Origin of the sequence: Tahibacter aquaticus, assembly GCF_004363655.1 — a bacterium.
Lineage (GTDB): Bacteria > Pseudomonadota > Gammaproteobacteria > Xanthomonadales > Rhodanobacteraceae > Tahibacter > Tahibacter aquaticus.
This window is the reverse complement of record NZ_SNZH01000003.1, coordinates 391,928-417,453: the sequence shown is the minus strand read 5'-3', so window position 1 is coordinate 417,453 and position 25,526 is coordinate 391,928. Positions and strand designations below refer to the sequence as shown.

Annotated in this window: 21 protein-coding genes; 6 read left to right on the top strand and 15 right to left on the bottom strand. The window is 63.8% G+C overall.

What is annotated here, in order from left to right; translation table 11 throughout:
• The first annotated feature begins 309 nt into the window (after positions 1–309).
• Positions 310–2,076, top strand: coding sequence for a DUF4832 domain-containing protein (locus DFR29_RS07215; RefSeq protein WP_133817911.1), 1,767 nt, complete (start codon positions 310–312; stop codon positions 2,074–2,076).
• Between the two features lie 356 nt (positions 2,077–2,432).
• On the opposite strand, the gene DFR29_RS07210 is transcribed toward DFR29_RS07215, so the two are convergent.
• Positions 2,433–3,464, bottom strand: coding sequence for a hypothetical protein (locus DFR29_RS07210; protein ID WP_133817910.1), 1,032 nt, complete (start codon positions 3,462–3,464; stop codon positions 2,433–2,435).
• Positions 3,465–3,938: 474 nt separating this feature from the next.
• Between DFR29_RS07210 and DFR29_RS07205 the strand changes: the two genes are divergently transcribed.
• From DFR29_RS07205 to DFR29_RS07195, 3 genes are all read left to right on the top strand, one after another.
• The gene (locus DFR29_RS07205; protein WP_133817909.1) at positions 3,939–4,424 is read left to right on the top strand and encodes a hypothetical protein; all 486 of its coding nucleotides are present in this window, start codon (positions 3,939–3,941) and stop codon (positions 4,422–4,424) included.
• 649 nt (positions 4,425–5,073) lie between these two features.
• The gene (locus DFR29_RS07200; protein WP_133817908.1) at positions 5,074–5,715 is read left to right on the top strand and encodes a hypothetical protein; all 642 of its coding nucleotides are present in this window, start codon (positions 5,074–5,076) and stop codon (positions 5,713–5,715) included.
• Positions 5,712–5,981 carry a hypothetical protein gene (locus tag DFR29_RS07195; protein WP_133817907.1) on the top strand — a complete coding sequence of 90 codons (270 nt, stop codon included), beginning with the start codon at positions 5,712–5,714 and terminating at the stop codon, positions 5,979–5,981. Before DFR29_RS07200 ends, DFR29_RS07195 begins: the two co-directional genes overlap by 4 nt.
• A gap of 96 nt (positions 5,982–6,077) precedes the next feature.
• Here DFR29_RS07195 and DFR29_RS07190 read toward each other — a convergent pair whose 3' ends face one another.
• From DFR29_RS07190 to mobQ, 14 genes are all read right to left on the bottom strand, one after another.
• Entirely contained in the window at positions 6,078–7,811 is a 1,734-nt protein-coding gene (locus DFR29_RS07190; protein ID WP_133817906.1) for a hypothetical protein, read from the bottom strand.
• The gene (locus tag DFR29_RS07185) at positions 7,808–8,713 is read right to left on the bottom strand and encodes a hypothetical protein (RefSeq protein ID WP_133817905.1); all 906 of its coding nucleotides are present in this window, start codon (positions 8,711–8,713) and stop codon (positions 7,808–7,810) included. The genes DFR29_RS07190 and DFR29_RS07185 overlap by 4 nt, the downstream gene beginning before the upstream one ends.
• A gap of 714 nt (positions 8,714–9,427) precedes the next feature.
• On the bottom strand, positions 9,428–9,745 hold the full coding sequence (locus DFR29_RS07180) for a hypothetical protein (protein ID WP_133817904.1): 318 nt from the start codon (positions 9,743–9,745) through the stop codon (positions 9,428–9,430).
• A gap of 201 nt (positions 9,746–9,946) precedes the next feature.
• Positions 9,947–10,096, bottom strand: a complete 150-nt coding sequence (locus tag DFR29_RS07175; RefSeq protein WP_133817903.1) for a DUF2188 domain-containing protein — start codon at positions 10,094–10,096, stop codon at positions 9,947–9,949.
• Between the two features lie 130 nt (positions 10,097–10,226).
• A complete protein-coding gene (locus tag DFR29_RS07170) occupies positions 10,227–11,819 on the bottom strand; it encodes an HVO_A0114 family putative DNA-binding protein (protein WP_133817902.1) in 1,593 nt (530 codons plus the stop codon).
• Complete coding sequence (locus tag DFR29_RS07165) at positions 11,797–12,111, bottom strand: toxin-antitoxin system TumE family protein (RefSeq protein WP_133817901.1); 315 nt, start codon at positions 12,109–12,111, stop codon at positions 11,797–11,799. Before DFR29_RS07165 ends, DFR29_RS07170 begins: the two co-directional genes overlap by 23 nt.
• 144 nt (positions 12,112–12,255) lie before the next feature.
• Complete coding sequence (locus DFR29_RS30480; protein WP_133817900.1) at positions 12,256–12,408, bottom strand: DUF2158 domain-containing protein; 153 nt, start codon at positions 12,406–12,408, stop codon at positions 12,256–12,258.
• Positions 12,409–12,620: 212 nt separating this feature from the next.
• Positions 12,621–13,571: a sce7725 family protein gene (locus tag DFR29_RS07155; protein WP_133817899.1), complete on the bottom strand. Its 951-nt coding sequence runs from the start codon at positions 13,569–13,571 to the stop codon at positions 12,621–12,623.
• A gap of 52 nt (positions 13,572–13,623) precedes the next feature.
• Positions 13,624–14,478 carry a sce7726 family protein gene (locus tag DFR29_RS07150; RefSeq protein WP_133817898.1) on the bottom strand — a complete coding sequence of 285 codons (855 nt, stop codon included), beginning with the start codon at positions 14,476–14,478 and terminating at the stop codon, positions 13,624–13,626.
• A gap of 220 nt (positions 14,479–14,698) precedes the next feature.
• Positions 14,699–15,358 carry a gamma-mobile-trio protein GmtX gene (gene gmtX / locus DFR29_RS07145; RefSeq protein WP_133817897.1) on the bottom strand — a complete coding sequence of 220 codons (660 nt, stop codon included), beginning with the start codon at positions 15,356–15,358 and terminating at the stop codon, positions 14,699–14,701.
• Entirely contained in the window at positions 15,346–17,625 is a 2,280-nt protein-coding gene (locus DFR29_RS07140) for a VPA1269 family protein (protein WP_133817896.1), read from the bottom strand. Before DFR29_RS07140 ends, gmtX begins: the two co-directional genes overlap by 13 nt.
• Positions 17,622–19,112, bottom strand: a complete 1,491-nt coding sequence (gene gmtY / locus DFR29_RS07135) for a gamma-mobile-trio recombinase GmtY (RefSeq protein WP_133817895.1) — start codon at positions 19,110–19,112, stop codon at positions 17,622–17,624. Before gmtY ends, DFR29_RS07140 begins: the two co-directional genes overlap by 4 nt.
• A gap of 547 nt (positions 19,113–19,659) precedes the next feature.
• Positions 19,660–20,073, bottom strand: coding sequence for a hypothetical protein (locus DFR29_RS07130; RefSeq protein ID WP_133817894.1), 414 nt, complete (start codon positions 20,071–20,073; stop codon positions 19,660–19,662).
• A 2,218-nt stretch (positions 20,074–22,291) separates the two neighbouring features.
• Entirely contained in the window at positions 22,292–23,911 is a 1,620-nt protein-coding gene (mobQ, locus tag DFR29_RS07125) for a MobQ family relaxase (protein ID WP_166653936.1), read from the bottom strand.
• Positions 23,912–24,558: 647 nt separating this feature from the next.
• Between mobQ and DFR29_RS07120 the strand changes: the two genes are divergently transcribed.
• Positions 24,559–24,879 (top strand): hypothetical protein, encoded by a 321-nt coding sequence (locus tag DFR29_RS07120; RefSeq protein WP_133817892.1) that lies wholly within the window; start codon positions 24,559–24,561, stop codon positions 24,877–24,879.
• Positions 24,876–25,370: a hypothetical protein gene (locus DFR29_RS07115; protein WP_133817891.1), complete on the top strand. Its 495-nt coding sequence runs from the start codon at positions 24,876–24,878 to the stop codon at positions 25,368–25,370. Before DFR29_RS07120 ends, DFR29_RS07115 begins: the two co-directional genes overlap by 4 nt.
• Positions 25,371–25,526 lie beyond the last annotated feature (156 nt).

The window sequence follows — 25,526 nt, the reverse complement described above, 5'->3', positions numbered from 1 at the left end:
GACGTGCGCAAACACCGTACGGGCGGTTGAAACCAAAACGCCGGTGCGCACAGGTCGGACGGTCCCGCCAGCGGCCATATCGCCGGCGGCGTTCTCGCTGGCCGCCATTCCCCTTGGTGCGAGCGCGCTTGTAGCACGATGGCGCCAAGGTGTTGTCCGGAGTGACCCGAACCGGCTAGGCCACTACGATCGTCGGGCGAGAGCCTGCGCTGTCAGTCGGCAGCGCTGGTTGCGGACGACACACGCAATCGCCCCTCATTGCGCTCAACATTTTTTAAGTGTAGATGTAAATTATCGGGGTACGCATCAATGTCTTATTACGTGAAATACGTACTGGCGATTGCCTTGCTGACTGCATTGTCGCCGTTGGCAACGGCCCAGCAACAAAACTATTCGGTGAGCTCGGCCGACATCAACAATCCCGAGCGCGGCTTCTACGAGCCAACCTATGCCTATCTTGGTGCCCAAACTCCGAGCACACCGTATACCCGCTTGAGTCAAAATCTAAATCTGACGCAGTTTGGCCCGCTTTCCAGTCGAAAAATAAGCGTCGTGCAACGCTTAATGAGTCTGAAAAATTACACCAATACTGATCTCTTGCCGGCCGCTTTCCTTCAGAACATCAGAACCGATTTCGCCGACGCACGCGCGCTGAACGTCAAGCTGTATCTGCGCTTTGCTTACGATTTCGAGGGAACCGTTCCAACCGTTCCGATAGCACGGATTATCTCGCACATCAATCAGCTTGGCCCGTTACTGACCGAAAACTCAGAACTCATCACCCACATTGATGCTGGCATGCTGGGCGCCTACGGTGAGTGGTATGCCGGATTCCCGGAGCCGCCGGGAACCCAGGACTTGCGCACTGCGGTGGTGAACGCGTGGCTGACTGCGCTGCCGGCTGATCGAGCGGTGGATGTGCGGACGCCACGCTACAAGCGCGCGATGTTCGGAGCTGCGGCGATTTCGTCCGGATTTGACGGCACACCTGCTGCGCGTGTCGGCCACCACAACGACTGCTTTCTCAGGTCCGTCGCAGACAGCGGAACGTTCGCGGAGCAGGATTTCGCGCTCCGCGCTGACGAGAAAGCGTACCTTTCTGCAGAGAACAGATTTCTTCCGCAGTCAGGAGAGACATGCGGATTGTTCGAGGTTTTTCCTTGGGAGGTCTGCGGCCCAGGAGAAAACTGTGCAAACTTGACAAGCTGCGCTAACGCAGGAATTGCAATGCAAACGCAACGCTGGTCGCTGCTCAACACTCGATACTTTGACCCACTCGTTCTTCCACCCAACGGGCTGTGGCACCAGGGCAGCAACTGTTACGCCGACTTCAAGAAACAACTGGGCTATCGCATCGAACTTATTCGCTCGAGCATTCCCACGGCTGCCCAAGTAGGAGTTTGCGGCTGGAACGCTTCTGTCACGCTCCGGAATTCCGGCTTCGCTTCGCCCTTCAATCCGCGAGGACTAAAGTTGGTGTTGGCACCCACCAACGGCGGTGCTGCGACATTCGTCGATCTGCTGCAGCAAAACTCGCCAACGCACGATCCGCGCCGCTGGCTGCCCGTTGCTGATAGTGGTGAGATCGTCGTAACGCTTGGGAATCAGCTCCCCAATGTGGTGCCGGGGGCCTACGCGCTGCACCTGTTCATGCCCGACGGCCATCCGGACCTTGCAGCGGTTCCACAATATTCCATTCAAACCGCAAACGTTGGACTTTGGGATGCGACGCGCGGCTGGAACAGCCTCAATCGGACCGTGCAAGTCTCGGCTTGCATCACGTATTCCGTGGGTGGGACGGTCAGTGGCCTAGCAAGTGGCAACACCGTAGCGCTGCAACTGAATTCCGGATCATCGTTCGTCGTCGCCAACAACGGTCCGTTTACGTTCCCTAGTGCATTGCCCTCAGGGGCTAGCTTCAGCGCGAGCATCGCGACCCAACCGACAGGGCAATACTGCACGGTGCAAAATGGCAGCGGCACCGTCGGTGCTAGCAACATCGGTAACGTAGCTGTGCAATGCCTGGATCAATCCGAAATCATCTTTTTCAACGATTTCGAGCAACCGCGCTGGTAGCCCGAAGGTTAGCAATACTGCCCGATGCGCACGCGCAAAAAATCGGCTGCGTCGGTCGGCTTCCGGCGCGCCGACCTGCCGGTCGAACCGGCGGAGCAGAATGTCCTCAGCGGCACCGAGGATGCCCGATTCGGCGGCCGGCGCCGTTTCCGGTCCGCGAGGAGGCCCACTGAAAGCCCGCGTAGTGGGCTACGAGTGAGAGCCAAGGGCTCAAGCGCCACGCTGGGTGCGAGCACGCTTGCAGCGCGATCGTGCTAGCTGCGGCTTGGCTGACCAGACCGGCAGGGGGCCTCGCCACCACGCGAGCGGAAACCGCGAGCCCCGCCCGGGTGTACCGGTCGCACCGACGCTCGACGTCACGCACGCAAGGCATCCACCGCGTTGAGGGCGGCATCAAGCGGACCGGTTCGACCCGCCACCGTGCAGAAGAGCATTGGCTGCAGCCTGTCGATGTCCGCCTGGATGGCCCCTCGAGCCGCCCGGAAGCACCATCGGGTGGTCTCCGTGCTCCCATACACCATCGCCGCCAGACGGTGAGCGCCGATGGTGTTGCTCAAGGCCGCCCACCGCACGCCGAGGGGAGCCTCCCTGAGCTCACTTACGGTCGAACAGTGCTCCGGGTCCGAGCCTGACGCTGCAGCAGCAGCCAACTCACAGGCCGCCTCCGACATCGATGAGCCTGTGTCGTAAGCCAAGTCCGGCCGCAAGGCTTCAAAAGCGGCACCCCGTGCGAGTTTGGCCAGAGACTCGTCGTCTGCATCCGAAAGCTGCCACCGCTCATCGCGGAGCCGCAGCACCGCCGCGCTCAGCATAGGGACGTCGGCATCCGGAAAGCGTTGGCCGGAATCGCCCGGTGCGAGCTTTCCTTCGTCGGTCCATTCGGACTGGCGGAATTGGGGATCGCCGGCGCGATTCAAGAAAACCTCGCCGAACCGGGGCGACTGGAAATCCAACGCGTCGTAGAACCACCGATCCATGCCGGGCGGCTCGCGGTCGAACGCGGCGCGCGAACCCGGCACGAGGTCGTCGAACCACGCAAGGTGGGTCTCGTTCGGCTGCGTCTTGCCGCGGTACAGCCGATCCCCGAAGTAGCGACCGCCTCCACTCGTGCCGCCCAGGACGCCTGCGAACACCCGGTCGAGCAGGGACGCTCGCCGCTGGCTCAGATCGTCCGGGACGACCCTGCGAGGCGACGCACGGAACACCTCGCCCAGCCGCTGCGCGTCCAGGGCGCGTTGGTTCGTCCAAGCCGTCGGCGGCGCTTCATCACCCCACGCCCAACGCTCCACCCGATGCAGCTCGTTGAGCAGGTAGCGCATCCACGCGAGGTTTCTCAACAGAGCCGAAGGCGGGTTGCTCCGGCGGCCGGCGAACGCTTTCAGCAACACCGTTCGATCCAACCATCTGTCCGCCACGGCGCGCGACCTCGCTGCGTCAAAAACCCCGGGCCTTTTCCCGCTGCAGCACCTGAAGGGGCAAAAGATAACTCTGCACGGACTGCACTGTTGCAGTAAGCCGCAGAGTACATCCCCGTGAACCACGCATCCAGAGCAGAGCGAGGCGTTCCAATTCGCACCAACCAGGTGCACCTCTTTCCACCTGAAGCAGCAAGGAGAAGAGCGGACCTAACTCGGGCGCTTTCCTCCATAAAACTCACCGCACCCACTGTGGCTGTGGTCTTGGTCTTGGTCTTGGTTGTCAACAAGCGAACACACGGCGATCTGCGTCAAAAAACCCCCGCCTTTTCCTGCTGCAGTACCTGAAGCCGCAAACGGTAACTCTGGCCCCCTGCACTTCAGGGCAGCGCCAGCAGCTGCCGTGGGGGTCGCAGTTCCGCCCTTTCAACCGCACCAGGAGCAACGATGTTCACGATCATGAGCAACGGTCCCCACGACCTATCCACCAACTTCTGGGATTCGGACATCGCCCGCGGCGGTTTCGTCTTCCTCAGCTGGAACCACGGCATCGCGCGGTTGCTGGTGCCCGATACCAAGGCGCATACCGTGAACGAGATGCTTACGGCGCGCCACGTGGTGGTTTCCGCGGCAACCACCGTGCAAGGCCTGGAGGCCATCGAGATCCTGTTTGAGGACGGCTCCGATTCTCCCTTCGTCATCCTGTGCAGCGCCCAGCAGTGCGACCGAAGGATCGCCGACGACCCGACACCGACGTCGATGACGATCTGGACCAGGAACGGCCCCGCAGCCATGTTGCCGTGCGTCACCCGCAGGGCGAAGGAAACCCTGTGCCTGAGCCCCTGGGGTTCAACCATCGTGCGACACAAGGTGTTCGTCCCAACACGCACATCCAAGTCGCGGAAGAAAGGCGGTCGGCGTCGCCGTGGGTGACCGATCGCGATCGACCGGAACGGCGGCTCTTCCCAAATCTTGCGGAGCCGCCGCTCCGCCCCCTTCCGCTACAAGAGGGCGAGGGCCAACACGGCCATGCGGTACCGAGCGTCGCGTCTCCATCGCGGCCGCACAGCGACGCCACGTCGTCCGACCCTGTGACCGGAGCCGACACAGACGCGACCGGTGCGACGGCGCGGGCAGGGCGACCCGCGGCTGCAGGAAACGAGTCGTGATGGTGGACGGGCTGAGTCGTGACATCACGATTCCAACCCCATGAATTGCTTGAGCTTCTTAAGTTGTACTCACAATTTGGGTAGAAATTGTGAGTACAGGAAAATCACGGCACATCGCGAACCCACGAGGGCTTACGGTGCGCTGCGTTGCAGCCCGCTTCAACTCTACCCTCGGTCGTGCGGATGGAAACGACGGAAGACGGCAAGACTGCTTGACGTAAGGCGCGCCCGCAGATGGCGCGCGACCGAATGGACGCCGTGGCTCATCATCTCCAACCCGGCGACCGCATGCTTTTTGGCGCCCCAGCTCGACGACCACGCTCGAGCACCGCCCCTTCATCCGAGCAAAAGATAAATGTGGTTGTTCGCTGAGAATCGTGCTCCCATGCTGTTCGTACACATGTGGAGCCCCCATGGACCCGATCACCGCAGAATTTTTCTCCGGCCGTATCCAGGTCGACGATAGGGACGGACTTCTGACGCAACATCTCAACACCATCGAAATCCGAGATCTGGCAGGAGCACCCGATGAAAGTCTGGTCAAAGTACGGAGAAGTGGGCGAGGTTACGGAGTCATTCTGGAGACAACCAGCAGGTATTTGGCGTTACCTTTCAAGGTCTATCTTGGCGGACCGGTCGCGGGAGCGGTGATCCAGAACGACCACGTGGAACTGCGTAACGAATGGACCAACAAGGGTATCGGAGTTCGTGCAGCCGCCCTTCAGATCACTACAGCGAGGAAGCTGAAAGTCCACAAAATTACAGCGACCGCCGCCGGCAGCTTGGACATGTCCGGCCTGCCGTCCGACCCCTTGCGCGGCTACCACATCTGGCCTAGGTTGGGCTATGAGGCACCGATTCCCTCTTGGCTCCTCCCGTGCCTCCCTTCCCATTTGAGAGGCGCCACGCTCCTGTCTGAATTGATGGCTGATCTGCAGGGCCAAGCTTTATGGAAAAGCAGAGGCATGGGTGTGGACGTTTGGTTCTACCCCCAGGATCAAGCGTTCTGGCAACGTTTCCAGATGTATTTGGCTCAACGGAAGATTGCGCTATGACCTTCTACGAATACTTCGTCGCACGATTCGGGATCACCCCCGCCGAGGAGATTCAGCGAGTACGGGAAGAAATCTGGGAGCGCTTCCGGGCCTCCGGCCGAATGCCCGCAGAGTTGGTAGCTCAAGGGCCGCCCCCTCCCGACCCCATCGTTGACAACTACGAGGCTTACTGCGCCCATCTCCAGCAAAAAGCGGAGCGTAAGGAAGCCCTCGGCGCCAACGAGCTCCGGGCTGCCGCACGTATACCGCTTCCTCCGAAATGCTAGAAAGCGCGAAACGGCTTCGGCTAAGCCTGGCTCTGGTTTTAGAAAACGGCGGCTGACCGGCATCAAGTCGGCGGCGCGCGTCGATGCGGCGCAGCGCTACGCAGCGGGAACTCCGGCACCGACTTCGCCGCCCGTCGTTGGTTCGGCGTCCCTGAGCCTCGCACCTTCCTCCACGGCGAGCGACAGCAACCACGTGGGTACGGGATGACGGTGCAGCCGCGCCGAAATGGCCACTAGCATTTCCGCAGGAGTACCGTGCCACCGGAAGTCCGTGCATGCGGCTGCGTGCTCAGGAGGTTCCCGGCACGATCGTGCTTCTTCCGCAGCGGTCGGGCGAAAGCCATCGAGCGTCTGAGAGACACCAACCGCGGTCATATTTTGGCCCGACCCGGTGAAGGTCTCCAGAGCGGCGCTGGGCCACCAGCGTTCCAGCGTGACGCCCTCCAGCGATGGCTGAAGCTCCCGCACCTGCGTGAAGAGCGCTTCGTCCCCGATCAGCGCCGACACAGCGCCCAACATCGGGACGAAGTTGGAGTTTTCAAAAAATGCGTCAGGCGGGGCCGCGCGGGTGATTTGCGTGGCGATCGCGTCCTCCAGCAAGTCCGAATCCACGGGCAGGAACTCCTGCTTTCGAAGCACCCAACGCAACACGCGTAGCAATTCCTGCACCGCGCCGCGTACGGCAGCGTCGTCACCGGCCCGGAGCAGCGCCACGAACACGAGCGCCAAATCAATGCTCTGCTCGTCGAGCACCGGACGCCTCCACGCAGCGTGCGCCCGAAGAACCTCGTGAAGGAAACCCAGTGCTCCCTGTCGTGGAGCTGCAGGAGCGTCGCGGTATTGCAGCGCGATCAAAAACGTCGCCAATCGTCCGAGCTCTTCGAACAGCAGCTGCGTGTAAAAAACATGGTTTGGCCGATACCCGACGAGCTCCCGTGGCGAGAGCAATACTTCCCTCACCTTTCCAAAGTATTCATCCAAGCCGTCCAGATGCGCGCCCAGCACAGCCATGAACCGTTCTACAAACGCTGGCTCGCCTTCCAGTCCTCGAGCAGCGGCGGCGGCCCACAACCGGAGAACGAGGTAGTCCCCGCCGATGGCGCCGGGCTTGAGGTTGTTTTCAGTACGCCCCCAAACGCACAGCACGCCGAAGCCCATCGCCGCCGCTGCGCAACGTCGAAGGAAATCCCTCGTGTGCGCCGCCGGTGTACGCAGTTCAGCCTCCGCTGGCGCGGTGAGACAACCATCGACGAACCGAACAAACCGGTGGACTGCTGCTTCAGTGTCCTCGAGGCCTGCCAGTGCCGCACGTAAATCGGACTTGGCCGGACCCAGTAAAAGAGCTTCATCGAAGAGATGCTCCTCGATGAGCGGGGTGAGCTCGCTGGCTCCCCAGAACTCAACCCGGATCCTGTGGTACCTCTCGATTTGGTCGACCAACCCGGTAAACAACGCTTGCGCCTCCTGACGCAACTCGCCGTTCGACACCACCACGACGCGTTTGGGCAACGCACGGCGCACCGCGTCAAGACGATGCTCGGCGAAATCCGTACAAGCCTCCCGCACCGACGGCTCGATGGCCTGGGGTCCGGCCACCAGAGCTGGGCGGCCCACATCTCCGAACTTCAGAACCCACAGGAAAACCTCCTCGTGCGCTCCGTCTTCCGCAAAAGTGGAGACGATGTCGACGCCCGCCTGAGCAACGCCGACCTGGGGGCGACTGATCACCGTGTGCCCCATCGCCTCCAGCAGTTCGGGCAAAAGCACATCGAGTTCGTCGCGTTCCCGAAGACCCGCGAGGTAGTGGTTCAGGACCAACCGCAGGCTCATCGATCCGGCCCCCGCCCGAGCTTCTTGCGAACCCAAAACCCGATAAGTGGATCCGTCGACTCCGACAACGGCAACTCGAGGGTATGGCGCATTTCCGTCATGGCCATCGGCACCTCGCGAACGGCGTCATGGTCGGCTACCTGGATGGACACTCTGCTGGCGTACTTCACCCGCTGGGAGCGCACCATTTGCATCATGACCGACCGTTGACGGGTGCCGCGTTCGATGTCCCGCTGCTCATCGCGTTTGAGGCTCGCGTGCTGCAGCCGCATCGACGCGGTCATGGCGAACTCCCGCAGCCGCGGCCGCGCCCTGCTGGCAGCAGCCTGCTCGACCAGCACGGTTGTGGTGGCCTGAACGGCCGGAAGGTTCCGAAAGACACACGCATCCGACTCAAGAAGTTGCAGCGTCGTACGCGGAAACTCGTCCGCGAGGTGTTTCAACAGCTTCTCGACCGCCCGCTGAACCGACCCGTCGTTGGGATGCGTACGCGCCATGCTCAGCAGCCATCCCAGCGAAAGCTGAGGCGACGTATGTCGGGAGCACAACCGGTAGGCAACCAGTATGGCTTGATCGATGGACACAGCGTCCAACGGTAGTTCGGTCGGATGGTCCAACGTCATTGCTTCTCGATTTGCATGCGCCAACAGTGCCGCAGCAAGCGGCACGTCCGCATCCACGGTCAACCACATCGACAACGCCCGAACCAGCAACGTCGGCGTTTCAGCGATTGCGTGGAGGCAGTTCCTCAGCGCCGCGGCCCAGTTCTGTTGCGTCGCCGGATCGAGTTGTCGGGCGCGAGCTTCAGGCGCAAGAGCAGTGAGGCGTTCTTCGTCCCTTCCAAAGTCCCGAGCACCGTAGGACAGCGCTTGGTAAAGGGCGAAAATTTCATCCTCGTTCATGGCAGAAGACGCCCTCGATCCATCGGTTGGACCTGCATCGTCCATCCGTCGTTGAACACCTGCGGCCACCGCTCACGGCCGCATCGGATAAACTTTCTGCCTCGAGATCTTGACCCGTAGCCAACAACTCGCCCGCAAACCCGAGCCAGGATTGCTGCGGACGACAACGGAAGTATCGGATAGGGCAGTCCCACGCTTGTTCCGATTTGTCCCTACGGCGGTTGTAGTGTTGCCTCACCGTTTTCAAAGCGCAATCGGCCACGATCAGGTCGACGAACCTACTTCCGCCGACAGCTTGGCGCGACCTCCTGGCGTCTCGCGCAAGCGGAGCTGTAGATCGGTTTGTTCCGAAGGCTGAAACGGAAAAATCACGGAACACCTCGACCCTGAAACCCAAAGGGCTACGACGCACTGGCTTCGAATGCGCTCAGGATCAATCTGAAGCAGCACAGGCGGAAGCAGGTACGACTATGCGGACCCATGTATCCGGTCTTGAGCGCATTGCCGTCCAAACGACCTCTCCGGCGGGAGCGCCCCCCCTCTCTTACCAAAAATATTCGTCCGAAGCGTTCCGATGTGCGCTCCGCACGACTATAGACCGCCCAACAACCGCCGGCTCGCCTTCAAGTCCTCCGAGAGCGGCCCACGACGGCTGCGGGCACACAACCCCATGGGCTTTCAATGCTGTTTATCCGTAGGCCTGCGGGCGGCCTGTTAATGCGTCATGTAGGGTTCTACACAAATGGCCAAGTAGTAGCCGATGGTCGCTTCCTTGTTGAACGTGTCCCGGCCATCGGCCTGATTCTTCGCGCAAAGCACCAGTTCCCGAGCAATCTGAGCGGGTGCTCGACGCTTCGTGGCCGGTAACGCATCCAGCGCGTGCAGCTTGCTGACGAACGTCTGCGCGGTATCAAACTGATCCACCGCGCTGAGCTTCAGCCACTTGGCCATTTTGGTGTCAGGGTGATGCGATGCGGCGAGCGCCGGAAACGCAATCATGACCAGCAGTGCTGTTTTCAGAAGGTTGCTCACTGCTCCTCCTATTCTCCATGTTGAACCCCACTACAAGGCTAGACTTCATGGCGAGAACCCGGTCTGCGACCGACGCGCTGCTTGACAGGCGAGCCTGAAGGCTCTCAAAGCGGGGATCGTCAGCTCAAGTTCGGCCGCCAGCTTCAGAGGCGGCAAGGGTCGACCGAGGTAGAGCTATCAACTGTTTCGCGCACGATTCCGTCAATTCTGGTACGAACACGGCTCCATCGCGCATGCGCGTTCGATGGCCTTTTCCTGATTCGGAAGGATGTCGCTGGCCCGTTCGAAGTTGGGACGGCGGATGGCGTAATCGCCTTGCTCCCGCTGTCCGCTGACAAGTCGTTTGGTCATGAGCTACTCCTCCGGCTGTGGATACCGAGTCGCCCAACCCAACCATTGGGAACGAAACGACGCAGCGCTAAAGCTACTTCGAAGGTCGGGAGCTCGGGCACCCGACGCAACTCGTCCTCTGCCGATGCCCTTACGCGTGTTCGTGCGCCCCATAGTTGTTCTTGTACTGGTGCTCGATGACGTCGATGGGCACTTTGTAATGCTGCGCCACGACACTTGCAGATCGTTCGTCGTCGATCATGGCGATGACCCCCTCTGCAGGCGCCATGAACTCAGCTGCGAACGCTCGTCCCACGGCTTGTCGGTCGGTGTAGGCGTCTGCCACGCACGACTTCGTACTTTGGAAAACAAGGTAGTCGCCCACCGCGCGCGCCAACACAAAAGCCGAAAACTGCGCGTTCCCGTCTTCCCGAACCAGCACCACCGGCCCATCGCTGACACGTTCCTGGAACGCAAGAAGGCCCGAAGAGGCAAGCGGCCGCGGAGCGAAGTGGGCCGCTCCGCATTTTGCCGCCAGCTCGGATGCGGTGCCCACGCAGGCGTCTGCTCCCAGCATCAGATGTTTACGAAGGGCTTTCGCGGCCGAAATCCCTTTTTGCCACGGCCGCACCCCGCTGTTTGCAAGCCCCGGATGCTTGCTCCGAACCGCAGATGCAAACTCCGGGAGAGCCGAAAGCGTATTGCGGCCCTCGGCTTGGCGTATGCCGTCGTGAATCAGGCGAGAAGCCTCGTCAATTTCATCGATGAGGACCACCGAAGCAAAGTCAAGCCGGGAATCCTCGTCGGGCATCGAAGCAATCAGCCCGCGCACGCGCTCAGCTCTGTCGTCCGACAGATCGTACGCCGACAGATTGAGCGCGCCTGCGGTGCGGCAAAACTCCCGCTCTGCCGCGTGCGCGTACGAGTCGTCCAACCGGGCGAGCTTGCCCCACAATGCTTCGTCGAAATGCTTCATCGAAGCCCGACATTTGGCCACGGTGGGACGCACCACGGCATCAAGCACTTCCTTTTGGAAGGTAAGGCAATCCACCGTCGCGCGTGCGAACATCGAACCGTCGGTATGCGATCTCAAAAATCGTTCGACCCGCGGACCGCTGGATCGCACATGAAGCGTCGCTTCCTTGTCGCCCAAGCAAAACGCCCCGAGTCTGTAAGGCGCATCCCGGCGATACCAAATGCGCCACCAGTTATCGACCAAGCGGTGCGAGGCATCGCCCAAGGCCTCGCGTGAGTGCCCCACCACAATCTTTTGGTGAATGGGTGCGTTGATGCTCAGCTGCCCGAGGTTCTCATCGGTACTGTTTTCAAACGACGCAAAGAGAAACGGCGCAGACGCTTCCGGCGCGCCCACATCGGGCGATCCACTTTTGCCGGTAACCCCGGGCTCGGTGACTAGCAAAAGGCCGATTTCTTCCGCTTTCTGCTGGCCGAACGCCGTCAACGACGGCACCGATGTCCGCCCGTTGGACTCCACCGAAACCAAGCCCGCTTTCAAAAGAGCCGACAGCGAGCGACTGATGTTCGGCTGTGCCCTTCCCGCAACGTCTGCCAGTTCGCCGATGCTTTGCGGGTGCAGGTTGCCGATTAAAGCAAGAAGCTCACGTTGGGCAGAGCTGCCCAATACCTCCAGCCAATTGTCTTCGCGGTTGGTCGGCTTGGCGGCCTCGTCCCGGCGCGCGTGCGTCCTGGCACGAAAGTCCTTACCTGAAATGATCTTGGTCATCCTTCATCTCCAAAGCGAACGTCACACCGGCCCGCTCGCAATGCTGTTCTACCCTGTCCAAAAAGTCGTCCCACAACTGGGGAGCGGAGACAAAGTCGTAGCGAAAGCGTTGACCCGTCTTGCCCGGTCGGTGTTCGTGGTCGAATGGGTCGCCGGGACTCGCGCCATCGAACTGGTGGGAGTTGTCGAACCCCAAGATGCGCTCCGATAGCTCATCGTTGAGGACCAGGCCGTAGGAAATCCCTTGAGGACGCCCCGGAGTCTCGTCGCACCAGTCCACGCGAACCGCCATGACCCAGCCGCACGGGAGTCGGTAGACAGCCGATTGGTCAACGAACCACGCAAGTTCATGATGCGCTACCATATATATCCACTCATGATATATGTCAACCCGTGCGAGATGCATGCCCGCGGCGGGGATCTCAGACGGCCCACGCTACGCAGCCGGCCCCGAGCCGTTGATGAAGGCTCCGATCTGGACCGCGTTCCTACAGTCGAACCACTTGCAGCGGACCTTTTCACTTCCAGCACCGACAACGGTCATTTTCGGACCGCCCGAGTTGAGCACTACAACATCTCCTGCTTTCACTGACTCTCCTACTTCCCTTCACCAATCGCTGCAGCAGCACGGATGCATTTTCGCTACGGGGCAACGTCGGCAGGGTTGCCTACCCCACGCCTCATCGGGCCGCTGCATCGAATGCAACTCAACGGTACTCCCACGCGCGTTCGGCAACCGCCGTCATTCCTGCGTTGGTTCGCGTTGCCAGGAATGTAGGATGTGTAAAACGCCGCACGCCGCTACAACGCCCCCGAAAGGAGATCCAGTACCACGCAGATGTGATGAACGATCTGGTGCTCTTTGTTCTTCGAAAGCCCCGGATACTGACTCTGCCGGACGTAGGACGCGTACGCGTTCAACGCTGGGTTGGCTCCGAACTCACGCGGACGTCGACGTGCAGCGCGAACGAAGTGCGCCGCAGCTTGAAGGAACTTGCTCGCTACGTCCCCGTCGTTGCGATCTCGGTCGTCCGAGACGAAGTGCTCCACCCAAACATCGCCGTTCAAAGGGTTTTTGAAAACCCCATGAATCGCCACGGCACCCGGGGTGGAACCTCCGGATTTGAATTCAGAACCCAGGCACAGGTAGTCGCCGAAGCCCGCATGGGGTGGGAACGTCCGGTGTTGATCGGTGAAGAACTCGGTCCCTGCGTAGTCGGCGTTGCGGTCCAGTTTCCGGAAGCGATCCCGCACGACGACCTTTTTTCCTCCCGGCAGCAGATCCTGTTGCCGCGCCGGACATGTGCCGTCGAGCACGACGTGCCAAGCCACCCGCGGGTCGCGCGCAACCTGGCGGAGCTCTTGATCGCCGAGACCCGCGCCGCCGTGGATGAGCACCACCTCCCTCTCCGGAAACGCGTTGAGAACAGCGTTGGCGGCCGCCAAGGACGTGCGGTCGTTGGTCCGGAAGGCAGGATACGCAGACGGGCAGGCCTCCAGTCCCTCAACGGCCTCCCGAAACCACCCGCGCGCTTCGCCCGGGTTGGCCAGCTGGTGCCTGCCGGGGTTCACGACAACGACGACGGGCTGCCCAGCTTCTTCGCAAGCATCCAAGCAGCGGCGCAAGGGCGCGATGTTCGCGTTGACGGGTTCGACGATGGGAACGAGTGCGCTTCGATCGCGCGGATCCCGGAGAAGGGATCGGATGGCCAGCAACTCCGCGCCGCGGCCGTACAAGAACGGGAAATACATCGGACCTCCCGATCAGCGCGTCCCGCGCCGTCTTGAAAAAGAGGCTAATTACTTAATGCAAAACATTCAAGATGCGCTGTCGCTGAACCGCGGACAGCGGTGTTGCGTAACCCAACACCCGCAGGCTCGCAGGGAGCGCGGTCAAAAAATCCACCGAGTGGGGTTGGGTGGTGCGGTCGCGCATGGCCGCTACAAAAGCACGGTGAGCCTCTTCCGGAGAAAGGGTCGCCCAGAGCCGGCTGTAGTGGGCATGGACTTGGCCGTTGGGTAAGTCGGGTTGGGGCCCCAGGAGGCGGCCGACAGCTGCTTGATACTCGGCACGCCGGAGCATTCGAAAAAGCGTGGCGGAGTCGATTCGGCCGTCCGCACTTACCGCCGAACGCACCGTGGTCAATCGGCCCCGATCGTTCAGGACCAAGATGCCCACCCGCGTGTCCAGCATGCTCAGGCACCGTTCGGCCATGTCGGCATGGGTCACCACGAACACCTGGTCGAAGGCCTTGAGGTAATCGGGGGTTTGAGAAACAAGGCGTTTGTCCGAGTCGAACTCGGTCTTTATTTCGTAAGCCGTCGAGGTGCCGTTGAAGACAGCAAGATCCACGATGGAACGGCCCACCGGCAATTCGACCTGCAGGCTTGCCGTCCGCGGGCTGTGGCGACCAAAAACGATGCGATCACCAACAGCAGCCTTGTACACATACTCGCATCGGTAGTTGCGCTGGAGGTTGAAAAGGCATTCATCCAGCAACGGCGCAATCGGCGAGCCCTTGGTGACGGTCATCCCGGCGGCCCGCATCCGTGCATGCATCGGTCGCACCGACCCCTCCCGCGCGACCGCGGACAACACGGGACGAGTGAATACCTGCGCCAGCTTGCGCCAGCGCGATGCCGAATCCGAACGATCCACAACTGCCCCCGAGCACCCCTCACGACACTAGTTTGGCCAATCGGTCCCCATGTGCCAAGTCAGCGGTTCGTCGATGGCGGCAACGCTGCACGATTGTCGGACCCGTCGACATCGGCTCAAGAAGCACCGCCCGCCTTCGTCATTGCCTCGCCCATCGACGTCGAGCGCCGAGCAACCCTTCCTGTTAAAGCGTAGAGGCGGCAGTCAACGCCGGCGGAGCCTACGGGCTAGCGCCGTTGCCTGATCGGCAGTGCGCCAGCATCTCCCGCAGCGTCCGGTAGGCTTCTGAAGCCATCAACGTCGTGCCCCGTGCATCGAGCAGCCTTCCTCCGGCGTCCACGCGCCACCCGAGCGACGCCCGATGATCGGGTGAGAGCCAGTCGCGCAGCCCCTCAAGCCCCTCCGGCGACAGCGCCGGTTCCACGGTAGCCGCCGCAGGCCTTACCGCGCACGCCGATCGGACCGCGTGTTCCCTCAGCACCCTGTTTTCGGCGCTCAGGGAGGCAACCGCGCGCTCCAGCTGACGCACCCGTTGCCGCACCACCGGCGGCGCCCGCGCCAGCTCCGCGTCGTTCGGGTCCACCGCGCGCGATCGCTTCGACACGGGGTTCCGCGTCGCGAACGCCGCGATCAGCTTCCGGTACGGTTCGCCCTCCGGGTTGCGGATCGTGCCTTCGGCTGGGCCCGGCACGTCGCCCGGGTACCGCGCGTTCGCGCAGGCCGCCGCCACCGCCGCGACGGTGAACACCGCGCCGGGCGTTCGCGCCATGACCGTGCACACGTCGTGCAGCCGCTGCACCACGACCGCCCGCCGCGGGTGGGCGGCGCGCAGCCGGGCGCACAGCGCCCCCGTGTCCGTGCTGGCCGTCAGGTCGCGCACCCGTCCTCCGCCCACGACCACAGATCCCGCCGCGAGCTGTCCCTACCCTCCGCCGCTCCGCTCGCCACCCGGAGCCGCCACGCCACCTGCGCCGACGCCACAGCCCGAGCGTGCTCCGGTCCCAGCGTCGCCGGCGGCGGCTCCACGCAGTGCTCGGCAACCAGACGATCGGCCACCCGACGGGCCGTCTCCGCCGACGCCGCGTCCGGCCCGCAATGCACCCGCGCATCCTTAGTGATGGCGCGAAGCACGTTCGGCTCCTTCGCCGCCGCCTGCGCTTCGGCCCAATCCTCCGCCGTCCCGTTGACCACCAGATCCAGCCCGGCCCTACCCGTCCGGGCCACCGCTTGGCACCGCGTCGCCGCCGCAAAGGCGGCTTCCCAGGCGGGCTGCAACGCGACCAGCTCGCCGAGCGCTTCGTCCGACCGTTTTTGGGCGGTCACGAACTGGGCGCGCAGCGCCGGCCGCGCCGCCGGATCCTGTACCGCGCTCAAGCTGTCTTCGCACAGGCGCGCGTCGAACTCCCGGCGCCAGTACGCGGCGATGCGTCGACCGAACGCCGCGCTCAGGTCGTTGAGGCGGTCGAGCAAACCCGGCAGGTGCGCCGGCCCGGTGGCGAAAAAGCGGCACTGCAGGCACCGGTTCGGCCCACCGGGTACCGGGCCGGGCACACCGTCCGCCGTCACCCGCCCGCCCACGTGGCAACGGCCAGCGCCCACCGGGCACACGCCGTACCCCGTCGTGGACGAGACCGGCGACGCCAGGCCCGACGGGCTGCCGCCGGATGCGGCCGCCCCCATCAACCCAACCACCCAGCTTGCGGGCAACCACAGCGACCCGCCGCCCGGCTTTTCGCACGCGGCCAGGTTGGCGCTGCGGTTCTCCTGCAACCGCTGCTGCGCCTCCTTCATCGTGCCCACGACGGCCGCGTCGGACGGCGCGTAGTAGTGGCTGGTCATCCGTTCGGTCGTGTGGCCCAGGCAGCAGCCGATCGTCGCCGGTGGCACCTCGGCGTCGTACAGCGCCGTCGTGTACGACACGCGCGGCGTGTGCAGGTCGTAGACCGCGTGCGTCGCCCGCCCGCTTGGCGAGCGTGCGTCCACCAGCTGCGGGATCGCCGCGGCCAACTCCGGGTAATCGCCCCTCGTCAAACGCCGCGACGTCTCGTCCAGCAGGGCCAGCCACATCGTCCTCAACCGGGCGTCGCTGAGCGGCTCGTTCCGGAGCGTGCCGAGCGGATCCCGCAGCAGGAAGAACGCGTCGGGCTGCTTCTCGTAGGCTTTCGGGTCCTTGCGCACGCGCCCGTCCTGGAGCGTCGTCCACCGGGTTGGCGCCGCGACCGGGTTGTGTTCCTGCTGCCACGCCTCGAGACCGTGCACCGCCTGCGCCACGTCGTCCTGCGGCCACGGCACCACCCGGCCGGGGTGGTGCGCGAACTGCATGCGGTCGTAACCCTTGTCGGTGTTCACGAAAAACACGGTCATGTCGGTTCCTTCGGTGCGCCGCAGCCGACGCAGAAACCCGCGCTGCGGGGCTTTCCCGCGCCCGCCCGTGCAGCACGGGGTCGGGTTCGCCACCCACCCCGCCGGCGTGAACCGCTCCGCATCGCCTTCGCCCGACTCCAGGAACCGCACGTCGGCGTTGCGCAGAGGCAAGCGCACCTTGATCAGCATCGCGACGGCGCGCACCGGGCACCACACCCGGTTGCCGTGCACATCGGTCCCCCAGTCCGCGGCGATCGTCTTCGGCCAGGCGTAATCGTCGGCCGTCAGCACCTCGGCCAACGCATCGAGCAACGCGATCGGCATCGCCGTGCGGTGCGTGCGCGCCGGCCCCGCGACCAACGGCTTTCGGCTCAGCGGGTTGCGGTACGCCCGGCTCCCGTCGGCCAACGGCCCGGACGGCCGGTCGTGCAGCAGCCAGTCGAAAAAGCGATAAATCCCGTTGTGGAGCTTTGCCGCGGTGTTCGAGCGGCTGTTGGGCCTGTCGAGGAACGACGCGAGCTCCATCGGAGCGCTGTAGTCCGCGCGGCAGAACCGCTCAGGGTCGCGCGCGGCGGTCGGGCAGCTCCACAGGTAACGAACCAACTCCCGGCCGTGCTGCATCGCCGGTGCCGGGTACACCGCCCCGCGCACCCATTCCGCCAACGCCATCCGCCAGGGCTCCATCGCCGGCTCGTGGTCGGTGACCCACGCAAACGTGGGGTCGTCCTTGCCGAGCCGAAACGGCAACGGGGTCTTGCTCGCGACGATCGAAGACGTGCTCATGCTTCACCCCCGTGCGACAGCAGCGCCGAGACGCTCCCCCGCCGCCCGCGCAAGCGCTTGCTGTGCTCCTCCATCCCCTCGGCGACCTGCTGCAACGTGGGCTGCGTGTAGACCTCTTGGGACAGCGGCGAGCGGTGGTGCATGGCGATCTGCACCGTACCTTTCGGCAGCTTGGCGGCGGCAAGACGCCGCCCGTAGGCGTGCCGGTGCGCGTGCGGCGTGGTCCCCAAAGCCTTGGCCACGTTCAGGCCGAGGCGCCGCACCGCCACCGCGTGCGCTTGGCGGTAGCTCTGCAGGGTGTACGGCCGCCCGCTTTGCGCACCGTGGTCGCACACGAACAGATACGGATGCCCGACCGATTCAGGACGCTGTTGATTCAGGTACAGCCCGAACAAGCGCAGGAAGACCCGCCCCCACTCGGTCGGAAACCACCGCACCACGGCGTAGGACTCCGCGGGACGATCCAGGCGAAGGTGCTTCCACCCCGCGCGCTGCCCCGAAGGCCCGTCCGTCCGCGGAACAAGGCCGTGCCATTCGCGCAGGTATTCCTCGCGCCGCACGGCGTCGCGCCGTCGGCGCGGTGCCTGCGCGTGGGCCGGGGCCCACCCTTCTTCGGGGTGGTAGAGCCGCACTTCCGCGCTCTCCGGATCGTTCGGATCCACCCCCACGTCGTCCACAAACAGATGGAACGGCTCGCACGAGCGTAAGCCGCCGGCGTGCAGCAGGATCGTGATCAGGACGTCGCGCAGATCCAGCCCCAACTCGCCGTCTTCCGCCCGCGCACCGCGCCGGCGGAACCCGAAGAACAGCAGATCTTCCAGACGGGCTTCGTCGAACGCCACGGCGTCGCGGTCGTGTACCACCGGTTTGTGCCCCCAGGCCGCAGCACGGCCCCGCGCGTGCGCGCCCCAGCTCACCGCCCGGAAGGGCAAGGTGGCGTGCTTGGCGCGATGAGCGGCCTGCCGCGCCGCCAACAACGGATCGATCCACGGCGCCAACGACGTCCGCGAACCAGCCCGGTCGCCCAGCCACTCGAGGAACCCGTTGAGCAGGCCGAGTCGGGCCCGGGCCGAACGCGGCGAAGCCGGGGGCCAGAGCAGGTCCCGCAGCGGCCCGGTCAGGTGCTCGGTACCGCCGACGAGCGCTTCAGGGAACGCCGCCCACACGGGTTCCGGGCTGCTGCTGCGGGCGTGCGCCCGAACGAAGTCGCTGAGCAGGCCGACCATCCGCGCGGTGCGGCGCTGACGCTCCGGCTTGCAGCGCCGACCCAAGTGCTCGAAATACTGCACCAGCGGTTCGAACCGAGCCGGCTTGCTGTGCTCGTCCCACGTCCAGAGGACGTAGAGAAGGCGGTGCGGGTCCAGCACCGAAGGTACGGGCTCGTGCGTGACGTGGTGGAAGCGGCAGGACCGAACCGCGTGGCATCCGGGATGGGAGGCGGGCGAAACGGCGTCAACATCGGAAACGGTTGTCATCAGGTAGGGCATCGGCGTTCTCCCAGAAACAAGAAGCCGCAGGCCACCCTCCCGAATGCTCGGGCACTCTTGACGAAGGTGGGTTTCGCGCTACGATGCCGATGCGGTGCTCGAAAATTCCGCTTCAGCGAGTCCCAGCACCCGCCAAGGTGCTGGGTCTCTTTCGTTGATGCGCGTCCTGCGGACGAAGTCAGGCGTCTCGTGCTGTGCTGCGTCTCCGTGATTGGGGTCCCGTACGAATAACAGGCTTGCCGAACCCCGCAAGCCCCTCGCGCCGTACTCGTCCCGCACCACGTTCCGCCCCCACCCAACCGCGCCGATCGGCCGTACCCACTGATTGTTCCGATACTGCGGGCGCAGCGCCGAACCAGCCGGTTCTCCCCGATCGTTCCGACAGCCCCCCGACAAGCGGCTCGAAACTGAAGACGGGCGGACGTTGCGCCGAACAGCAACGCGATGGCCTGCGCACAGGAAAGCAACTGCGCCGCAAACGCCACCATGTGGAAGGGTGTACACGCTACGAACGCACCGGCGGACCAGCGTGCGATCCCGGCGGGAATCACGACCGCGAACCGTTGACCAACGCGTCGCCACCGCTGCCCGGGCTGGAAACGATGTACACCTTGCCGAACCGAGCCCGCACTTGGCGACGGAACCGCGAGTAGCCCACATGCGGTAGGGGCCGCGAGGCACGGTACTGCTCCCACGCGTCGCGTACGGTGACGTTCGGTGTGCAGAGCACGGCACGGGTTTGCGACCAGTCGATCGGGGTCTTGCCTGCAGGCACATGACGCGGACGATTGAACTTGGCTCGCAACAACTCTTCGTCGCTGCGTTCCGCAGCCGAAAGGGAGACGTCCTGCAACAGCTTGCGGTAGCGGTACACCGTGCGCGTACTCGAACGCGACAGGCGTCCGATGCGCGCGTTGGACAGTTCGGGATGGTCGAGAATGAGGTTGATCAACTGCTTCAAGTTCACGGGGCGTTTCCTGCTGAAAGTTGCGGGAAACGGCGAGCGCACGATGCCGCGCGAGCGGAAAACTCGCTTGACGTGCCGACACGGTGAGCTAGAGTTCAAGCGTGGGGACCACCAGGAAACCACGCTTCGGTGGCTCGGAACCTAGACGTTCCGAGCCACCGTCTCCATCTCTTGCGCTGCCGCAGGCTACCTACGATCGGAACAGCGGGCGGTCGCTACATGACTTCCTCCTGAAGAATGCGGGCACCGCCCATCCGGCGGTGGAACGGGGGCCGCGCGCGAACAGCGGCCGGCGTCGACACGGCCGAGAGACGGGCTCGGTCCGGATCACCATAGTCCGCTGCTGCAACGCGTCAACCGTACGGATCCAGCAAGTTGAGTTCCCTTTTTCGCGCCCGCGGTCACATTGCTTTTTCTTCCTTCGCCCGGGCACAAGCGGTCGGGGCTGCTCAGCGCGGCCGAGGCGGACGCGGAGATGGGGGTGGCGACGGAACCCTGTCCGTACGGAGCTCTCCTCTCGACTGCGTTTAATAGCCAAGTTGAGCGCCGGGGTCTGATGAAAGTTGGACGCTCGTGCGCCAGCCGCAGGATCACCGCGGCGTACGAACGTCGGGCGGCAACGCACTGGTCCTCACCACCTGCACGACGTCTTCGGACGCCACGGCGCGCGATGATGGCGTCCCGTGGGCTGCAACTGGATTCGCGCTTGGGACGGCGCGGGCGCGGGCGGTCGGGTGGGCCAGCCAGAACTGAACGGCGCCGCCGCAGCATCACGGTCCGGGCGAAGGCTCGACCTCGGATCATCGGGAAAAACCCTCGTCCGCGGACCCGGCCAATAGGTGCGCAGCCTCTGGCTGCGAGCGCGCGTTGGGCCTTGCCGCTTTGCGGAGCAACAAAGACAAGCCGCCCCCCTTGCGCGACGACCGTTTTCTGTTAGATCAAGACACAGCTCAACCAGGGTGCCCGCCATGTCCCACGTGCTCAAGTCGAAAGCCTCTGACCTGACCCAGAAAGATCTCTGGTTCAAAGCGTTCATCGCCTCGCTGCATCGTACAGATCCCAAGGCTGCGGCAGCTGACGCTGACGAGGCCGTGGATGTCTGCAACGGCCGATGGAGTGGCCAACAGCCCACCATCGGAAGTCTGAACAACAGACACGACTACCCCGTAGGCAGAACGTTTGCATAGCAAACGCAATCTGCTTCAAGGCGCTGGCCGAGTGCCTGTGGACGGTGCGGGAGGGTCGCGGGTCCTTTCAATCAAAGCCGCGATAGCCTCATCACTACTGGCGACCTTTAAAACTTCGAACCCGCCGTCCGGAGATTGAACAGCGAACTCTTCTGTCACGATGTTTTCGAGAAGGGGTTGGTTACCTCTCAAGTCAACACGCATCTCTGCCAAGTGCCAGAGCAAGTAGCCGTACCTCGCGCGGATCACCTTGGAGCGTCGCACAAAATGGGAGACCGTGGCATGCGGAATTCTCGCTAGAAAGTGTTGGGCGCGCCCTAGCGACTGAAATGATCCGTTGACGAGCAAGCCGCCAACGTTGGTTACGAAGTACGTTGACCGCGTCGTCACCAGCACCGAATTTCCCGCCGCATCAAGCTGGAAAAGCTCGGTACAAGACTGCCAAAGCGTATGACCGTTGTTGTAGCCAACCGGTCGAGTAAATGATTCGGACCAAGCGTTCAAAGCACCGCTCTCCCGCAAGAAATCCGATTCGATAGTCTCGCATTCAAGTATACCTTTCAACCACTGCGGCTTTTTAGACCGCCGAATCGACACCTGAATCACTGGGCAAGTGCGCCTTTCTCAAAAAATCTCGGAGCAACACCGTGTCGCGTACCGACAGCGCTAAGGTCAGCACGAACCACCGAATGTCCGCTGTAGTAGGTCAAGGCCGCGCTACCTGCAGGTGTTGCGTCGAAACCACCTGAGCCCGCGCCAACAACTTTCTCGCCAGCGAATCCCCCAGGATCCGTCCCGCCCAGCCGAACGCCCCATCGTTCGGTAGGTAGAGGCGACGCCAGGAGAATCGACCGCCGCGCCTTCAAACGCTGACTCGTCGCGTTGGGCACTTCGTGCCTATGTAATCTCTCGATGCAACGCGTCACGGGCGGACGCCCGGAAGTTGTGCGCCAACGTGCGCTGCTGTCCCCCTGACGAATCGGACAGACCTGTTGAGCCAGCCCGCACCTCCGCGGTCGAGCTCATCACGGACGTGGCCGTCGCGAGCTGAGTGGTCGTTCGGGTGCCGGTGCAGGACCTCCGTTACCGCTCGGCGTGATGGTCGAAGGGGCTACCAACACGACCGCAGAAGGGGACGCCGGCGACAGCGCTGCAGCGGTGGGATTTTCTGCAGCGGACGGTGAGACGTGGCTGGCAGCCGCAGCCCGCTGCTGGCGTCGCAACTGGGCCCATTCCCGTCGGTTCTGCGGCCCACGGGCCGGCGCATACGATCTTGGCTCGGCGATCGCTGCCGACACGGGACGCGCCTCACGAGGGCCGGTGTTGTTCGCAGTTGCGGACGCACCCGCAACGGCTGTCACGCCTTCTGATGCCGGTGTCAGCGTGCTGGCGGTTGCACGGGGATCGATCGGCCGCGTGGCACATTCGCCCTCCGGCGTCACGCTGTTCGAAGCAGCGGAACCGTCTTCCGCAATCGGGGGCAGCACCGTTCGTCCGTTCGACGAACCCGGAGGCGACGAATGCTCTGGGATCAGAGCAAGAGCCGCACCGATGGCGGCGCCACAATCATCGCTGATCGAAAGCCGAGCCCCTGCCCGAGTGCGCGTGGCTCTACGGAGATCCTGCGCGGCTTGGCGCGCCCTTCGCCGATCGTTCTGCACCGTCTCGTCCGACAAACGACGGACGAACGCCACGGTCTCTGCGAGACCGGCCAGGTAAGGATCTCGTGACTCCTGAGCAAGACGCCGCGGTCGCGGAGCCGGTGCTTGGAAGGTCGTGGGACGTGCGCGCGATCTTTGGCCGGCAACCGGCTTCCGGGCGCGACGCTGAGGTTCCCGTTCGCGGCGAAGTTCCGCGGCGCGCTGCTGCGCGAATTCGCTGAGCGCGCGGTTGTCCGTGCTCACCTGCTGGTTCGCTTCGCGCGCGCCGCTGTGCTCGCCCCGCCGAAGCGCCGCGGTCGCGGCCTTGCCTTCGTGCCGCTGCGGCAGGCGCGCCAGCCGCGCGACCGCCTCGACGTCGCCCCGTTCTGCGGCCTCTTTCGCTTGCATGTCGAGCGAACGGAAATCAACGCGTGCATCCAGAACTGCTCGCTGCAGATGATGGTTCGTGAGCGCAGCGACGAGCTGCCGTAACGCGCGTACTTCTTCGGGGCCGCTCCGTTGGTCGTCGAGCTGACGAACCTTGGGGCCGAACCCTTCGGCACGCAGTGTGCGCGTGGTCATGAGCAGGTGCGCGTGATGGTTCCGATCGTCGCCGCCTTTCCCCGGTCCGTGGATCGCGATCATGACGGCGACGCCGTAACGATCGACCAAAGATTGCGCGATGGCCTCGGCCAAATCGCTTCGTTGGGACGCATCGAGTTCGGCGGGCAGTGCGACGAGGAGTTCCCGCGCGACCCGCGCGTTCGCGCGCAACTCCGCCATCTCCGCGGCGCTCCAAACTTTGAACGGATCGCACGCCCATTCCGGGGCGTCGGCGGGCGCACGCATCGCTACCGAAACGACACCGGTACGTTTTCGGTAGTCGTGCACAAGTCCGGTGCGCTCGTCCTTGATGCGTACGCCGGCACGGTATGCGGCAGCAGCGGTCGCGGTGTGCCCCTGGCTGCGGCTGAACACTTTCAGATCGACGTAGAAAATCGCCATGCCGCGCCACGCTCCTTTGCTGCCCTGCATTGCACGGTAAAAGACGGACCGAGCTGCGCAAGACGACAAGTGCGCGACGTTGTGCGCACGCCGCGTGCCGATCGGTACGGTTTGCTCCTGCTCGTCGTGCGGCGCGTGCGCCGGGGTCTGGGGCAACGCTCCAGCGCATCCGCCGACCGAAGGCGGCGGGCAAACCGGAGGTTTGCGTAGATGCGCTCTTGCTTCAAAAAGTAACCCGGCGTCGTGCCAAGCTTTTGCCACGACCTCGTGCACACGGCCGGACCGTCCAGCGTCGGCTATGCACGCGAGCGTGCGACGCCGACCGGACGAACGGAGCCACCACGATTTGCGCACGTTCCTAGCGGCCGTTTCGCAGCCGCCGTTCTCAATGCTGCACGCACATCGAACGCGCGGAATGCCTTCTGTTTTGGTTGAAGCGCGGAACGAACAGGCAGGCACGCGCGGACAAACAGCCCGCCTGCGACGAAAGGTTGCACCCGCGACCGACAACTAGAACGCTCAGTCCCCAGCGCGGAGCGGGGTTCCCATGCACGCATTGCGCGCACGTTGGCGTGCAGCTGTCGTCTTGCGGCAGGAGCACGTTGTGATTCGATGAGTTCGATCCTCACAACATCAAGGACGAACCGATGCACCTGACCTTCGAACTCCAAACTGCAATTACGTACTTTCACCAGGTTGCCCTCAACCTTCTGGAAATTGCGGGAAACGATGAGGTTTATCCACAGCGTCGCCTGCAACAAGCCGACCTGTGGGAGCTGATGCAGTGCAGCGCATCCGTTTACCACCTCGCGCAGAACCAGCTGGACGCATGGCCGCCCGCGCCGAAGCTGAGGTTGGTGCCGAAACTCGCGCCCGAAACCGACGACCGGAACGCTGAGTCAAATCTCGACGAAGCAACAAAACAGCCAACGACGAACGCACCGCGACCGCCGAGGCCACGACCGTGATCGACAAACGCACAAAACGCACAGCAGCGGAACAACGCATGGCGGTGCAGGTCGCGCGGGCGACGAAACGGGTAGCGCAGCTGCAGGCTCGGCAACTGTTTCACGAACTGCGCGAGGCGGCGCAGGAAAAAGAAGCGGCACGGCGCAGCGGAACGCGCCTGCGCTTGGAGATCGGCTCCTTGGTGCAAGCCGTGGTCCCGGACTGGGGGCTCGCGGAGGTTGCGGGTGCGCTCATCGACGGACGAGCACGGGCGTCGCATTCGCCGACGGTACGTGTCGCCTACCTACGCCACGGCGAAGGCTACTTGGCCCAAGGTCGCCGGAGCGGTTCCGTGCAGTCGGGGATCGCCGGACCGAAGCCCGTTGATCGCGACCGCGGCAGTGCGGAGACGATCGAGGGAACCGACGCGTCCGACGAAGCTGCAGCGGCGACCCTCGCGGCAGCGATGGGCTCGCACGACAGCGGGACCGACACACGGCAGCCCGAGTAGCCCGAGCAACAGAAAGAACGCGCCGTGCAGCGGCGTGCAAGCGATCACCGGCCGAGCGCGACGAGCGCGTGGCTCCGGAGGGCATCGTCATCGTCCACCGCGCTTCGTCGGCGCGCCCGGACGGCTCTGCAACCGACCCATGCATGCAGAAGGAAA